Source organism: Thiobacillus sp. (assembly GCF_013693775.1).
In the GTDB taxonomy this organism is placed as follows: Bacteria; Pseudomonadota; Gammaproteobacteria; order Burkholderiales; family Thiobacillaceae; genus Thiobacillus.
This window is the reverse complement of sequence record NZ_CP059257.1, coordinates 2722895-2737685: the sequence shown is the minus strand read 5'-3', so window position 1 is coordinate 2737685 and position 14791 is coordinate 2722895. Positions and strand designations below refer to the sequence as shown.

Below are 14791 nucleotides of genomic sequence, written 5' to 3'. Positions count from 1 at the left end.
CTCCAACTGATTTAATGCACGGGCCCCAGCTCTCACCAGAGCCCGCGGTAAGCGAAAACTTAAGCGGCGGACTGCTTGTACTCGTTCCACTTCTCCACCTGCTCGTCCCAGTCGTCGGAACGGAAGTAGGGGTTGGAACGCGGTGCACTGATCATGTTGGGATCAACCGGGATATCCAGACCTTCGAGGAAGTTGGTCAGGCCGATACGCTCGATCATTTCACCGGTACGCTCGTGCTCCAGTGCGTTCTCAGCAAAGAAGTCGAGGATATTGCGAGCCAGTTCGTTCAGCTTCTCGAAGTCCTCGTCGGATTCGAGCTTCATGAACGGAATCACCACGGTACCCATGGTGGCGCCGATCTTCAGCACGCCCTTGCCGCCCACCAGGATGGTCACGCCCTTGTCGCTACCGGGCAGCAGACCGCCGGGAATGACGTTCAGGCAGTGCATGCAGCGCACGCAGTTCTTGTTGTCGATGCACATGGTCTGGCCGTTGCCCAGATTGGCCGCGGAAACATGCTCGCTGGCCTGGAACTTGCCGGTTTCAACCAGGGTGATGGCCTTGGTCGGGCACTTGCTGATCACGTCGTTGACGAGATCGTTCATGCCGTGGGCTTTCATGTAGTCCTGAACCTGGGCTTCGTTCACGCGGATGTTGTCGCGCCAGGTGCCGATGGTGGCCATGTCGGAACGCTGGATGGCATTCACGCAGTCGTTCGGGCAGCCGGAGAACTTGAACTTGAACTTGTACGGCAGGGACGGACGGTGCATGTCGTCCAGGTTGTTGTTGATGACGGTGCGCAGAGCCTTGGCTTCGTCGTAGCAGGACATTTCGCAACGAGCGGCGCCGACGCAGGACATCGAGGTGCGCAGCGCGGGACCGGCGCCGCCGAGGTCGAAGCCCATTTCATTGAATTCATCGAAGGCCTTCTGGACGTTTTCGGTCTTGATGCCTTGGAACATGATGTCGCCGGACTGGCCATGGAAGGCGATCAGGCCCGAGCCGCCGGTCGCGGACCAGACGTCACACATCTTGCGCAGCAGGTCGGAAGTGTAGTGCATGCCTGCGGGCGGCTGCACGCGCAGGGTATGGAATTCAGCTGCCTCAGGGAACAGCGGCTGGTGGTTTTCGTCCTTCAGCTCGGTGAAGCGGGGNATCACACCACCACCATAGCCGAACACGCCAACCGTACCGCCCTTCCAGTAACCGAACTTGGTCTTGTACGACGTCTCCAGCTGACCCATCAGGTCAACCATCATGTCGTTGTCCTTAGCCAGACGCTTCAGACCGGTCACGAAGCTCGGCCACGGGCCTTTCTCGAGCTCGTCCAGATTGGGCGTATCAATCATCTTCTTTGCCATAGTTTTCTCTCCTAGAACATTTCGAAATGCCCGCTCAGCCGACAGCTCAACGGTATCCCATCATCGTATTGAGTTGATGGCCGCATCACCATCATTCTCATGGGTAAAACGATTACTCCATCGCGGTAGGTTTTAACCTACCCAAAAGGAGTAGATCGATTTCCCCAACGCGGTAATGCCCCATCTAGGCAAAGGGTGAGACATTACGTGGCCGCCACAGGAATCAATAAGAGTATTAAAATATTGTTGCAAACGCAAGCCCCTGTAACAAGCAGGGTTGAAATGGTACGCAACAACCTTATTAAAGCAAGGTTTGTTTGTGTTGCTGTACAACGCATTCATATCGAATTGAAGCAACCCGGATCGAGATTCCATGCCAGAGATCACACCATTAGACAAGATGCGACTCCCCTTCGGCGGCCAGGAGATCGAGTTCCAGCACCTGACCCACGAGTCGGGAGGCGTGCCGTTTCTACGCATCCGCATACGCGAGAACAAGCGCTTCACTATTTTCGACGTCGACCCGGTCAGCGCGCAGAAATGGGCCGACCTGATGCAGGCTTGGGCCAAGGACCATGCGGGAGACGCGCCGTGAACTGGGCAGGCTGGCCTGAAAACAAGCCCGAAGCGTACACGCCGCACATGATCGACCTGCAATTCGATCTGGCCGGCACCACCATTCCGGCCGACAATGCACAACTGATGTCGGAGGCACTGCTGCGCCTGCTCCCCTGGCTGGGTGAGGATGGTGGCACTGGCATCCAGCATCTCAAAGGTGCAGAAACCAACAGTGGCGATGCCACGCTCAACATCAATCGGCGTACCAAGATGCTCGTGCGCGTGCCCAAGACACGTGTGGACGAGATGCAGCGCCTGGTCGGGCAGACACTGGACCTGGCCGGTCACCGCCTGCAGATCGGCAGCTTCAAGACCCGTGAATTCAGTGCCTTCGCCAACATCTACGCACACTTCGTTGACACGGGCCGGGCGAGTGAAGAACAATTCGTGCAGGACGTGATGCGCGAACTGGATGGCCATTTCCAGCTGCGCTGCGGATTCATCTGCGGCAAACAGCAAACCCTGCAAACCGCATCCGGCCCAATCTACGGCTACAGTCTGATGCTGCATGACGTGCCGCCACACAAGTCCCTGCAACTGCAGGACGAAGGCATGGGACGCAACCGTTTGTTAGGATGCGGGATTTTCATCCCGCACAAATCCATTGCGCCGGTGATGCCGGCGAACCATTGAACCCGCTGCCGGTTGTTCCGGCGATTCTTTAGTGACCAACCCGAAAGGAGAAAACATGTCTTATGTTGTAAATGGCGAAGAGCTCGAAACCGGTGAAGAAGACTTCCTGCTGGAAGCCAACTTCAGCGACGACGTCNCCNCCGTCATCGCCGCAGCTGAANAAATCACGCTGACCGACGATCACTGGACCGTCATCAACTATATGCGCGACAAATACAAGGAAGATGGTCATACCCCGAACTTCCGCAACATGTTGTCCGAGATGGAAGACCTGCATCCCGGTACCGATTGGAAGAAANAGCTGTATGAGCTCTTCCCCAACCAGCCCGCACGTCAGTCCGCCCGCGTTGCCGGCCTGACCAAGCCTTACGGCAAGGGCGGTTACTGATAGCAGTCAGAGACCCCGTTGGGCGGGCAGCGGTTTCCTCGCTGCCCGCTCCGACCTGAAGTTCACTTATCACGGCTCCAACGATGTTTTCCAACACCCTCGTTACCACTGAAGATCTGGCTGTCCACCTGGACGATCCCAACTGGGTCATCCTGGACTGCCGCTTCACCCTCACCGACACCGAGGCAGGTCGTCAGGCGTACGAGAAAGCACATATCCCGGGTGCACGCTATGTGCATTTGGACGAGGATCTCTCCGCCCCCATCGGCGAAACCACCGGGCGCCACCCGCTGCCCGATCCGCGCGTGCTGACCGAAAAGCTGTGTGCATGGGGTGTAGGCGTCAACAAACAGGTCGTGGTATACGACGACAGCTATGGCGCCATGGCAGGGCGGCTGTGGTGGATGCTGCGCTGGCTCGGGCACCCCGGTGTGGCCCTGCTGGACGGCGGCTACCCGAAATGGCTGCGCGAAAAGCGCCCGGTCAATGCCGACATCCCGGCGCCACACCGGGGTGCCTGCGCCTGCCTGCCCGAACCGACCCAGATCGTCGCGGCGGACGAGGTCTTGCGCGCGTCACACTCCGGCGAGCAACTCATCCTCGATGCGCGTCCGGACCGCCGCTTCTCCGGCGAATTCGAACCGCTCGACCCGGTGGCCGGGCACGTACCTGGTGCGATCAACTGGCAATTCGACGAAAATCTCGACGTGGACGGGACCTTCCTGCCGCCCGAAGCGCTGCGCGAAAACTATCAGGCCCTGCTCAAGGGCAGGCCCGCCTGGCAGGTGATCCACATGTGCGGTTCCGGCGTCACCGCCTGCCACAACATTCTGGCGATGGAAGTCGCCGGTCTTCCCGGTTCACGGCTTTACCCCGGCTCGTGGAGCGAGTGGATCACCGATCCCGCCCGCCCCGTCGCCACAGGAGAATAATCATGGCCATGCCTATCCGCGTCAAAACTGTCTGGTTCAAGAAAGACGGCGAGCGCAGCGCCGAAGAAATCGCTACCGCTGTCGCCACGACCACCTGGCGCGTCGCCGACAAGGCCGTGGACAACCTCGGCCGCGAAAACTACGACATCATCACCCCGGCGCGCGGCTTCAAGCTGATCGCCGAATTCCTCGCCTTCCTGGTGCATTACTGCGACCGCATGGCCTATGCAACGCTGACACCCGAACGCCGCATCGCTGTACTGCAGGCGGTCGCCAACCGGCTCGGTGAAGTGATGGAGCAGAACGTGCGCGAAGTGGTAGGCAAAAACGACCCGCGCAACTACAAACAGGAATTCATCGATTTCCTCAACCGCCGCTTCGCCGACTATGCGGAATTCGAGTTCCCTGACGAAGAAAAGGCCAGCTTCCCGGCGTTACGTTTCCTCGGTTTGCAGATCCGTGACGAGATGGGCGACAACGACAAGACCTGGATCATGGACCAGATCATGGACATCGAGATGCCCGAGATGATGGGCACGGTGAGGAAGAGCTTCAAGGGCCTCTTGTCCGACGCGCCGGTCAAGCGCGGCTTCGGTTCGCCCGACATGCTGCCTCCGGAATAAGGCGCGGCATGGCGAATTCGCCTTTCGATCTGGGCAACGAGAGCGGCTACCGCGCCTGGCGCAATGCCCGGCTTGCCGCCTATCCGCGCCGCATCGACGAACTGGTTGTGTCGCTGGACGATCCACGCCATCTCACTGCCGACGAAGCCGACACGCTCGAGGCGTGCTGCGCGCGCGCCAACATGGCCATCTACAGCGCATCGCACCTGCCTGCCGCCGACAAGTCGATCCCGCATCGATTGGCACAACAACTCGGCCTTTCCCGCCTCGAAGGCAACTATCTGGCCGATGAAGACGGGCTTTCCAGCATCACCCCGGCCAGCGACGAAGGCGGCAGCGTACGCGGCGATTTCATTCCCTATACCCACAAGCCGATCAACTGGCATACCGACGGCTACTACAACGCACTCGATCACCGCATTCTCGGCATGACGCTGCATTGCGCGCAGGATGCCGAATCCGGCGGCGAGAACGCCCTGCTCGACCACGAGATTGCCTATATCCAGTTGCGCGATGCCAGCCCCGATTATGTTGCCGCGCTGATGCAGCCCGATGCGATGACCATTCCTGCTCGCATGGACGAGGACAACGTCGCCCGCCCGGAACAGAGCGGCCCGGTGTTCGCGGTCGATCCCGACGCGGGTTTTCTGTATATGCGCTACACCGCACGCACCCGTTCGATCGTGTGGAAGAACGACGCGGTCACGCAGGCCGCCGTCAAAACCCTGGCCGATATTCTCGCCAGTTCGGAATACGTCCTCACGGCGCGCCTGAGTCCTGGCATGGGCCTCATCTGCAACAACGTGCTGCACACCCGCAGCGCGTTCTCCGACTCACCCGGCCACCGTCGTCTGCTCTATCGCGGGCGCTATTACGACCGCCTGAACTTTCCCGCGCGCCCGCAGTAGCGGGAGCGGTTAAAATAGCGGTCTTCGTTTTTCGGCCACCTGCCGTATGCAGCTTCTCACCCTCGGGGTCAACCATCACACCGCACCCCTCGCGATCCGCGAGCAGGTGGCGTTCGGCCCCGAAAAACTGGTGCAGGCGCTGCATGAACTGACGCAAAGCCAGCGCGCCTCCGAAGTCGCCATCCTGTCGACCTGCAACCGCACCGAACTGTATGTCAACACGCCTTCCNCCGAGGCCGTGGCGCAATGGCTGGCCGACTTCCATCATATCGAGCGGCGTGAACTCGCGCCCTACCTGTATACGCTGCCGCGCGAGCAGGCGGCACAACATGCCTTCCGTGTCGCCGCCGGACTCGATTCGATGGTGCTGGGCGAGACCCAGATCCTCGGCCAGATGAAACAGGCAGTACAGGCCGCGGAGGAGGCCGGCACGCTCGGCCTCCTGCTGCACAAGCTGTTCCAGCGCACTTTCTCGGTCGCCAAGGAAGTGCGCACCAGCACCGAGATCGGCGCCAATTCGGTGTCGATGGCCGCCGCCGCCGTGCGGCTTGCCGAACGCATCTTCCCCAGCATCCGGGACCAGGCCTGCCTGTTCATCGGCGCTGGCGAGATGATCGAGCTGTGCATCACCCATTTTGCCGCGCAACACCCGCGCCGCATGACCGTCGCCAACCGCACGACCGAACGTGCCCGTCCGCTGGCCGAACGCTTCAATGCCGAGGTGATCCCGCTGACCGCGTTGCCCGACGAGTTGCCCGCCTACGACATCATCATCACCTCCACCGCAAGCCCGCTGCCCATCCTCGGCAAGGGCATGCTCGAACGCGCAATCAAGCAGCGCCGCCACCGCCCGATGTTCATCGTCGACCTGGCGGTGCCGCGCGACGTCGAGGCCGAAGTCGCCGACATGGACGACGTCTTCCTCTACAGCGTGGACGACCTCGGGCAGGTAGTGCGCGAAGGCATGGACAATCGCGTCGCCCAGGTGGCACAGGCCGAGGCCATCATCGAAACCAGCGTGGAAAGCTTCGTGCACTGGATGGAAGGCCGCGAACTGGTGCCGTTGATCCGTTCGCTACGCGACAATGCCGAGCGCCATCGTCGCCACGAAATCGAGAAAGCCGAGAAAGCGCTGGCGCGCGGCGGCGACCCGCGCGCCATACTCGACGCGATGAGCCATGCGCTCGCCAACAAGCTGCTGCACGCCCCCACTCATGCGCTCAATCACGCCAACAGCGCCGAACGCGACCAGTTGGTCCGCCTCATCAGCCAACTCTACGGGCTGCACCACGAATGAAAGCCTCGCTGGCCGACAAGCTCGCTCGCGCCGACGAGCGGCTCGAGGAACTCGACGCCTTGCTGTCGCAGCCGGAAATCGCCGGTGACATGGAAAGCTATCGCAAGCTCACCCGCGAGCATGCCGATCTCAGCCCGGTAGTGGCGCTTTACCGTCAGTACAAGCTGGTCGAGGCCGACCGGACAACCGCAAGCGAGATGCTTGCCGACCCGGACATGCGCGAACTCGCCGAAGCGGAACTCGCCGATTGCGCAACGAAAATCGGGCAACTGGAAACCGAACTGCAGACTGCGCTACTGCCGAAAGATCCCAACGACGAGCGCAACATCTTCCTGGAAATCCGCGCCGGCACCGGCGGTGACGAGTCGGCGCTGTTCGCCGGCAACCTGTTGCGCATGTACACGCGCTATGCCGAGCGCCAGGGCTGGAAGGTTGAGATCGTGTCGGAAAATCCCGGCGAAGTCGGGGGCTACAAGGAGGTAATCCTCCGCATCGTTGGGCAAGGCGCCTACTCGCGGCTGAAGTTCGAATCGGGCGGCCATCGCGTGCAACGCGTGCCCGAAACCGAATCACAGGGCCGCATCCACACCTCGGCCTGCACCGTCGCCGTGATGCCGGAAGCCGACGAGGTCGGCGAAGTTGACATCAACCCGACCGACCTGCGCATCGACACCTTCCGTGCGTCGGGCGCCGGTGGCCAGCACATCAACAAGACCGACTCCGCGGTCCGCATTACCCATCTGCCGACCGGGCTCGTGGTCGAATGCCAGGACGACCGCTCCCAGCACCGCAACCGCGCCCAGGCAATGAGCGTACTGGCGGCGCGCCTGAAGGATCGCGAAATCCAGGCACAGCAGGCCACCGAAGCCAGCACCCGCAAGAATCTGATCGGCAGCGGCGACCGCTCCGATCGCATCCGGACCTACAACTTCCCTCAGGGCCGCATCACCGATCACCGCATCAACCTCACGCTACACAAGATCGACGCGATGATGGACGGCGACCTCACCGAGTTGCTCGATGCGCTCGCGGCCGAACATCAGGCCGAATTGCTGGCGACGCTTGCCGGCGAGGGCTGAAACATGGCCCGCGAGGCTGCGACCGTCGCCCGTCTGCTCGACGACGCCACAACACGCATTGGCGCGACGCTCGGACTGGAAACGCGCGAAGCGCGACTGGAAGCGCGCGTGCTCGCCGCATTTGCCTGGGACGTGGCGCCCGCCTGGCTGATCGCGCACGACACCGACCTGCCGGCCCAAGAGCAAATCACGCAATTTCGCACGCTACTCGCGCGCAGGCTGGCCGGCGAACCGATCGCCTATCTCACCGGCATGCGCGAGTTTTACGGCCGCAGCTTTCGCGTGTCGCCCGACGTCCTGATTCCGCGACCCGATACCGAATTGCTGGTGGAGCGGGCTCTGACGCACATGCCCGGAGACCAGGCAGTAGAGGTCCTCGACCTCGGTACCGGCAGCGGCTGCGTCGCCATCACCCTGGCGCTGGAGCGGCCGCTTGCACGCGTGACCGCCGTGGACCGCTCCGATGCCGCGCTCGCCGCCGCGAAAAATAACGGCAGCATCCTCAACGCACCTGTCGAATTTTTGACCAGCGACTGGTTTTCTGCACTGGCCGGACGCCGCTTCGACCTCATAGTCGGCAACCCGCCCTATATCGCCGCCGCCGATCCCCATCTGGCGCGCGGGGATGTGCGATTCGAGCCGCTTTCCGCACTCGCAGCAGGTCCGGATGGTCTGGACGACCTGCGCCGCCTGATCGCGGCAGCACCCGGGCATCTCAAGCCCGGCGGCGCGCTGCTGGTGGAACATGGGTACGATCAGGCGAATGCCGTCCGGGCCTTGCTTCAGGCCGCGGGATTCTCCCATCCGCAGAGCTGGCCGGATCTATCCGGCATCCGCCGTGTCAGCGGGGGATTCTTGTCGGAATAATTTACACTCGCCCTAAGCCAAGGCATGCCCGACAAGCCGGCAGACAGCATAAGACGGGCAACTCAGGCAGGAATGACGTACATTGGTGCGATTCTTGCTGTATTTTCTGGGGACAAAATCCAGAATGATTATCGAGGCCTGACATGTCCGACCACACACCCGAAACTCAAGACACCTCGCCAGAGACATTGCCAAACAGCGAAATTAATCCCTCGCGCCGTAGACTGGCGGGGGCCGCACTAGGCGTCTCTGCCATTTTCACGCTGGCCAGCCGCCCTGTATTGGCGACCGACCAGTGCATGTCGCCTTCGGGTGCCGTTTCGGGCAATCTGAGCCAGCATGGCACCCCTACGCTGTGTAGCGGCAGGACGCCGGGGTACTGGAAAACGCATTCGGGATCCTGGCCATCGCCTTATCTTCCCGGGAACTGCAACGCCGGGAATAGCTGTAACAAGGTCCAGAACTGGAAAGGCGGCACCCTGTTCCATCCGCTTNTTTCCGGCACCCAGTTCATGGCGGATCTCGATGGCAATCCCGGCACGCCCAAGACCTCGCTCTCCCTCATGCAGGTCCTGATGCTGAGCAATGGTTCCAACCCCTGGGGATTGACCGACCCTGACAATTTGGGCGCGCATATCGTTGCCGCACTGTTGAACGCCAAAGCTGGTTTAACTCCGGTCCTCTCGGAAACGGATGTGATCGGCATCTGGAACGAATGGGTCAGCAAGGGCTACTTCGAACCCACGGCCAACGTACAGTGGAATTCGGCACAGATCGTGGATTACCTCAAGACCACCATGCCCGTATGATCTGAGTTTTCCTTCAATAGCTCCCGATTCAAATACGATTGGCACGTTTTCAGATCAAATCCTTTGAACAGGAAGCTGTTGTATTCGATACGGCATCCGGCGACACGCATTACCTCGCGCCGTTCAACGTAGCGCTGTTCCAGCTGGTCCAAAGCAATCCCGGCATGACTTTGGACGAGCTGCATGGCGCGCTAGTTTCCCAGTTGTCTCTTGAGTTTGGCCCGGATCTCGCTCATCAAACGGATCAAGCGCTCGCCAGCCTGCGTCGGATCGGCTTGCTCGAAACGCCATGAAACTGCTTCAACTCTCTCCATCCGATTTGCGGCATCAGCTCGCCGGTAACGGCGTATGGTTGCGCACCGGTCCTTTCTCGCTCCGGATCCGTTCGCGCCTGCCACGCGTCGCCGAGGGACTGACTGAGCTCTACGGCCAATTTGAAGTGCGTAGCGCGCACCAGGCCTTTGCGGATTTCCATGTCGAACTGAACNCCCCTTCCCGTCTGCGGCGCTGGTTCCGTCCGCAGGTCAATTTTTCCTTTGATGGCGCCCAGCCTTTCAAACCGCTGCCCTTGGACCAGGCCTACCCCATGCTGGAATGGGGTCTGAACTGGTGCGTCTCGATGCACGCGCACCACTACCTGATCATTCATGCCGCCGTCGTGGAGAAANATGGTCTGGCCGCCATTCTCCCGGCGCCACCCGGCTCGNGGAAAAGCACCCTGACCGCAGGACTGGTGTTGTCGGGCTGGCGCCTGCTTTCCGACGAGCTGACCCTGATCGATCGCAGGACAGGCCTGCTCCATGCATTGCCGCGCCCCGTCAGTCTGAAANACCAGTCGATCGACGTCATCCGCCAGTTCAATCCTGAAGCCTTTATCAATCGCGTCTCGCACGACACGTCCAAAGGCTCTGTGGCGCACATGCGCCCCCGCGACAGCGTACTGCGCCAGCATGAACCGGCCCGCCCCGGCTGGGTGATTTTTCCCAAATGGGAGGCTGGCGCCGAAACACGGCTGACCNCCCGCTCCCGGGCCGAGACGTTCATGTTTCTGGCACAGAATGCATTCAACTACAGCCATCTGGGCGCGGACGGCTTTCGCGTCGGCACCACGCTGATCGACCAGGCTCACTGTTACGATTTCCGCTACAGCGCATTGAGCGAGGCAGTCGCCGCTTTCGATCGTCTGGCCGAACGCCGGGCTGTGTGAAATTCATGAAATCTCGGTCCCGCGATTTGCTCAGTTGCACCTTGCGTTCGCCCGATTCCGTCACGCGCTTTTCGATGGGCGAATGGGACTTGCTGGTGCGACAGGCACGGAGTGCCGGCCTGCTGGCGCGTGTTCGGCACGTTCTGGCCCGGCACCAGCTGACTGAAGCCATCCCGGCCGTCGCACGCTGGCATTTTGATGCGGCGGCCACGCTGGCCGCGAAGCAGCAACTGGCCGTACGCTGGGAAGTGGACAATATCCGTACCGCCTTGAAAGGGCTGGCCTTCCCCTTCATTCTCCTGAAAGGCAGCGCCTACGTCATGGCCAATCTGCCCGCGGCAAGCGGACGGCTGTTCAATGACATCGATATCCTGGTCCCGCGGGCACAACTTGGCGCGGTCGAAGCCGCACTCATGCTTGCAGGCTGGCACCCGACCCTGCTGTCGGACTATGACCAGCGCTACTACCGCCGTTGGATGCATGAAATTCCGCCGCTACAACATGCCGTCCGCGCCACGGTGATCGACGTGCATCACGCCATTCTTCCCGATACGGCACGTTATCATCCGGATTCCGCCACACTGCGCCATCGTGCCGTCGCAGTGGCGGACATGCCGGGCGTCCAGGTGCTGGCGACAGAAGATCGCATCCTGCATTCGGCCACCCACGTATTTCACGACGGCGAATTGCCGCATGGCCTGCGCGATCTGACCGATCTCGACCTGTTGCTGCGCGATGCCGCTGCCAACCCCGATTTCTGGCTGCGACTGACGGCGCGCGCCAACGAGCTGCAACTAGGTCGTTCGCTGTTCTATGCGCTGCGTTATCTACGCTATTTCCTCGATACGCCGATTCCCGACAGCGCAATGGCGGCCCTCGAGCGCGACAAGCCGAATCGCCTCACCCTCGCCCTGATGGACCGCATCTTCACACGGGTTCTCGCGCCCGACCATGCGAGTTGTGCCGATCGCTTCACCCCTGCCGCACGGCTGGCCGCTTTCGTGCGCGCCCACTGGCTGCGTATGCCCGTGCATCTGCTGATCCCGCATCTGCTCCACAAAGCCTTCGTCAGCCCGTATCAGCGAAACGAGAAACTGGCTTGACGCCGGTTTCTCCGGGCGTATAATTCCCGACTATTCCAGTCAAGTATTGTCCAGGAGCTCCCATGACCCCTCTAGACCGCATCCGTGACCAAGTCACCAACAATACCGTCGTGCTGTACATGAAAGGCACGCCCCAGTTTCCTCAGTGCGGCTTCTCGTCGCGCGCGGCGCAAGTGCTGCAGGCTTGCGGCGTGAAGGACTTTCTGGCGGTGAACGTGCTGGCCGATCCGGAAATCTTCGAAAACCTGAAGTACTACGCCAACTGGCCGACTTTCCCTCAGCTGTACGTGAAGGGCGAGTTGATCGGCGGCTCCGACATCATGATCGAGATGTACCAGAAGGGCGAAATCCAGAAGCTTCTGGAAGAAGCCCAAGCCGCCTAACCTGCCGCCCCGCATACAAAAAGCCGACTCGAGTCGGCTTTTTTGTCGCTGGATTTCGCTTATCAAGCGAATGGCTATTTCGACTCGTCGCTCTCGGATTCCGCATCCATCCCCAGTTCGTGAATTTTCCGGGTCAGCGTATTGCGCCCCCATCCCAGCAGATGTGCGGCCTCGATCCGACGCCCNCCGGTGTGGCGGAGCGCCACCTCGATCAGCGTCTTTTCGTACGCCTGGGTAAGCTCATCCAGAATCGCCGCCTCACCGCGTGCCAGCCGCGCGCCGGCTTCAGCGGCCAGTCCCTGCAACCAGTCGCCGCCGCTTGACTCGACCGTCCCCTGCATCAGGTCGGCCGGCAAATCCCCGACCTCGACCACCTGGCCGGGCGCCATCACGGTCAGATAATGACTGACGTTCTCGAGCTGGCGCACGTTGCCGCTCCAGGGCAGATTGACCAGCGTCTTCATCGCGGCGTCCGACACGCCCTTGGTTTCCATCCCCAGTTCGCGCGCGCTTTTCTGCATGAAATGGCGTACCAGCAGCGGGATGTCCTCACGCCGCTCGCGCAGCGCCGGCAGGCGCAGGCGGATCACGTTGAGGCGGTGGAACAGATCTTCGCGAAACAATCCTTCACGCACCCGTACTTCCAGATCCTGGTGGGTTGCGGCGATCACCCGCACATTGACCTTGATCGGCGTATGACCGCCGACACGATAGAACTGCCCGTCGGCCAGCACGCGCAGCAAACGGGTTTGCAATTCGGCCGGCATGTCTCCGATCTCGTCCAGGAACAGCGTGCCGCCATCGGCCTGCTCGAAGCGGCCGCGCCGCTGCGCGGCCGCGCCCGTGAAGGCACCGCGCTCGTGACCGAAGAGTTCCGACTCCAGCAAATCCCGCGGGATGGCCGCAGTATTCAGCGCGATGAACGGCGCGCCAGCACGCGGGCTATGGCGATGCAGCGCACGCGCCACCAACTCCTTGCCGCTGCCCGATTCGCCGGTGATCAACACGGTGGCATGCGAATGCGCCAGTCGTCCGATGGCACGGAACACCTCCTGCATGGCAGGCGCCTGCCCGAGGATTTCCGGCATCGGGACATCGCTGCTGGCGGGCACGTCACGGCTGGCATTTTCCGCCAGTGCGCGGCGTACCAGTTCGAGCGCCTGGTCGACGTCGAAAGGCTTGGGCAGGTATTCGAACGCGCCGCCCTGGAAAGCCGCCACCGCGCTGTCGAGATCGGAATATGCCGTCATGATGATGACGGGTACCTTGGGCAGCCGCTCCTTCAGCGCCTGCAGCAATTCCAGGCCGCTCACCCCNGGCATGCGGATGTCGGACAGCACGGCGGCGGGCGTGCTGCGTTCCAGTTCACGCAACGCATCGCTGCCCGAACTGAAGGTCATGCACGCGATATCTTCGCGCAACAGGGCTTTNTCAAGGACCCAGCGGATGGAGCGGTCGTCGTCAATGATCCAGACGCAGCTTGATTTCGACATAGTGTTCAGCCAGGCAAAGGAAGAAAAATGGAGAAGGTGGTACAGCCGGGACGGCTTTCGCAATCGATGGTGCCGTGGTTTTGCGCGACCAGCGTCTGTGCAACGGCAAGCCCGAGCCCACTGCCGCCTTCGCGTCCGGACACCAGCGGAAAGAAGATCTGTTCGCGGATGTCTTCGGGTATGCCCGGGCCGTTGTCGATGATCTCGACGCGCATGCCAAGCTGGTAGCGCCGGCTTTCCAGTGTGATCTGCCGCGCCACCCGGGTCCTGAAAATGATCTCACCCTGGCCATGCATCGCTTGCACGGCATTGCGTGCGATATTGAGCGTCGCTTGAATCAGCTGTTCGGCATCGGCCCGGATTTCCGGCAGGCTGATATCGTAGTCGCGGCGGAGCGACATGCTCGGGGTTTCCGCCAGGATCAGGCTGCGGACCCGCTCCAGGACTTCGTGGATATTCACCGCACCAAAACGGGGCATGCGGTGAGGNGTAAGCAGCCGCTCCATCAGCGACTGCAAGCGATCGGATTCCTTGATGATGACCTGGGTGTATTCACGCAGGGATTCGCGTGGCAACTCGTGTTCCAGCAGTTGTGCCGCGCCGCGGATGCCGCCGAGCGGATTCTTGATTTCATGCGCGAGGTTGCGTAGCAGTTCGCGGTTGGCTTCCTGTTGCAGGCGCGCCTGTTCCAGCCGGGCGATACGAAGATGCGGATCGACCGCACGCATTTCGATCAGAACGGCGTCCCCAGGCTTGTCCAGCGGCGACACGCTGCAGCTGAGCCGGATCGGCGGATGACCGCTCACCACCACGTCGAGTTCATATTCGATGACGGTTTCCTGCTGGGCACATGCCGTCTGGACCGCAGCAAGCAACTCGGGGCTGCGCTCGAACACCGACATGGCGTCATCCCCAAGCAGCAGGACGCCGGATATGCCCAGCAAGGTCTCGGCTGCAGGATTGACATACAGGATGCGGCGCCCGGCATCCAGAATCATGGTGCCGGTGGAGAGATAATCCAGTCCTGAATAATCGGTGGGCGAAAACGGCGGCATGCTCATGCACTCAGTAGAAGCACTGATTGTGCCAG

16 protein-coding genes are annotated in these 14791 nt (G+C 61.4%); 13 read left to right on the top strand and 3 right to left on the bottom strand.

The genetic code is table 11. The features are described from left to right. Window positions 1-59 precede the first annotated feature (59 nt). Window positions 60-1361, bottom strand: coding sequence for a dissimilatory-type sulfite reductase subunit alpha (gene dsrA, locus HZY77_RS13465; RefSeq protein ID WP_296815702.1), 1302 nt, complete (start codon window positions 1359-1361; stop codon window positions 60-62). A gap of 400 nt (window positions 1362-1761) precedes the next feature. Here dsrA and HZY77_RS13460 point away from each other — a divergent pair, with 400 nt between their 5' ends. The 13 genes from HZY77_RS13460 to grxD all read left to right on the top strand — a co-directional run bounded on the left by HZY77_RS13460 (window position 1762) and on the right by grxD (window position 12208). Beyond that, complete coding sequence (locus tag HZY77_RS13460; protein ID WP_296634114.1) at window positions 1762-1956, top strand: hypothetical protein; 195 nt, start codon at window positions 1762-1764, stop codon at window positions 1954-1956. Beyond that, on the top strand, window positions 1953-2612 hold the full coding sequence (gene cas6 / locus HZY77_RS13455) for a type I-MYXAN CRISPR-associated protein Cas6/Cmx6 (protein WP_296815698.1): 660 nt from the start codon (window positions 1953-1955) through the stop codon (window positions 2610-2612). The genes HZY77_RS13460 and cas6 overlap by 4 nt, the downstream gene beginning before the upstream one ends. A 55-nt stretch (window positions 2613-2667) precedes the next feature. Further along, complete coding sequence (locus HZY77_RS13450) at window positions 2668-3000, top strand: TusE/DsrC/DsvC family sulfur relay protein (protein ID WP_296815695.1); 333 nt, start codon at window positions 2668-2670, stop codon at window positions 2998-3000. Window positions 3001-3083: 83 nt separating this feature from the next. Beyond that, window positions 3084-3932, top strand: coding sequence for a sulfurtransferase (locus HZY77_RS13445; RefSeq protein WP_296815692.1), 849 nt, complete (start codon window positions 3084-3086; stop codon window positions 3930-3932). Window positions 3933-3934: 2 nt separating this feature from the next. After that, complete coding sequence (locus HZY77_RS13440; RefSeq protein WP_296634102.1) at window positions 3935-4555, top strand: hypothetical protein; 621 nt, start codon at window positions 3935-3937, stop codon at window positions 4553-4555. Between the two features lie 8 nt (window positions 4556-4563). After that, the gene (locus HZY77_RS13435) at window positions 4564-5463 is read left to right on the top strand and encodes a TauD/TfdA family dioxygenase (protein WP_296815689.1); all 900 of its coding nucleotides are present in this window, start codon (window positions 4564-4566) and stop codon (window positions 5461-5463) included. A 46-nt stretch (window positions 5464-5509) separates the two neighbouring features. Next, complete coding sequence (gene hemA, locus HZY77_RS13430; protein ID WP_296815686.1) at window positions 5510-6760, top strand: glutamyl-tRNA reductase; 1251 nt, start codon at window positions 5510-5512, stop codon at window positions 6758-6760. Beyond that, on the top strand, window positions 6757-7839 hold the full coding sequence (gene prfA / locus HZY77_RS13425; protein ID WP_296815683.1) for a peptide chain release factor 1: 1083 nt from the start codon (window positions 6757-6759) through the stop codon (window positions 7837-7839). The genes hemA and prfA overlap by 4 nt, the downstream gene beginning before the upstream one ends. A gap of 3 nt (window positions 7840-7842) precedes the next feature. After that, window positions 7843-8706: a peptide chain release factor N(5)-glutamine methyltransferase gene (gene prmC / locus HZY77_RS13420; RefSeq protein ID WP_296815680.1), complete on the top strand. Its 864-nt coding sequence runs from the start codon at window positions 7843-7845 to the stop codon at window positions 8704-8706. Between the two features lie 847 nt (window positions 8707-9553). Next, window positions 9554-9808 carry an HPr-rel-A system PqqD family peptide chaperone gene (locus tag HZY77_RS13415; protein WP_296815677.1) on the top strand — a complete coding sequence of 85 codons (255 nt, stop codon included), beginning with the start codon at window positions 9554-9556 and terminating at the stop codon, window positions 9806-9808. Next, window positions 9805-10722 carry an HprK-related kinase A gene (locus HZY77_RS13410; protein ID WP_296815674.1) on the top strand — a complete coding sequence of 306 codons (918 nt, stop codon included), beginning with the start codon at window positions 9805-9807 and terminating at the stop codon, window positions 10720-10722. The genes HZY77_RS13415 and HZY77_RS13410 overlap by 4 nt, the downstream gene beginning before the upstream one ends. 5 nt (window positions 10723-10727) lie before the next feature. Then, on the top strand, window positions 10728-11825 hold the full coding sequence (locus HZY77_RS13405; protein WP_296815671.1) for a nucleotidyltransferase family protein: 1098 nt from the start codon (window positions 10728-10730) through the stop codon (window positions 11823-11825). A gap of 62 nt (window positions 11826-11887) precedes the next feature. Then, a complete protein-coding gene (gene grxD, locus HZY77_RS13400) occupies window positions 11888-12208 on the top strand; it encodes a Grx4 family monothiol glutaredoxin (RefSeq protein ID WP_296634055.1) in 321 nt (106 codons plus the stop codon). 74 nt (window positions 12209-12282) lie between these two features. Here the strand turns inward: grxD and ntrC are convergent, their stop codons facing one another. Further along, entirely contained in the window at window positions 12283-13701 is a 1419-nt protein-coding gene (gene ntrC / locus HZY77_RS13395) for a nitrogen regulation protein NR(I) (protein ID WP_296815667.1), read from the bottom strand. A 5-nt stretch (window positions 13702-13706) separates the two neighbouring features. After that, window positions 13707-14762, bottom strand: coding sequence for a nitrogen regulation protein NR(II) (gene glnL, locus HZY77_RS13390; RefSeq protein ID WP_296815664.1), 1056 nt, complete (start codon window positions 14760-14762; stop codon window positions 13707-13709). Window positions 14763-14791: the final 29 nt, after the last annotated feature.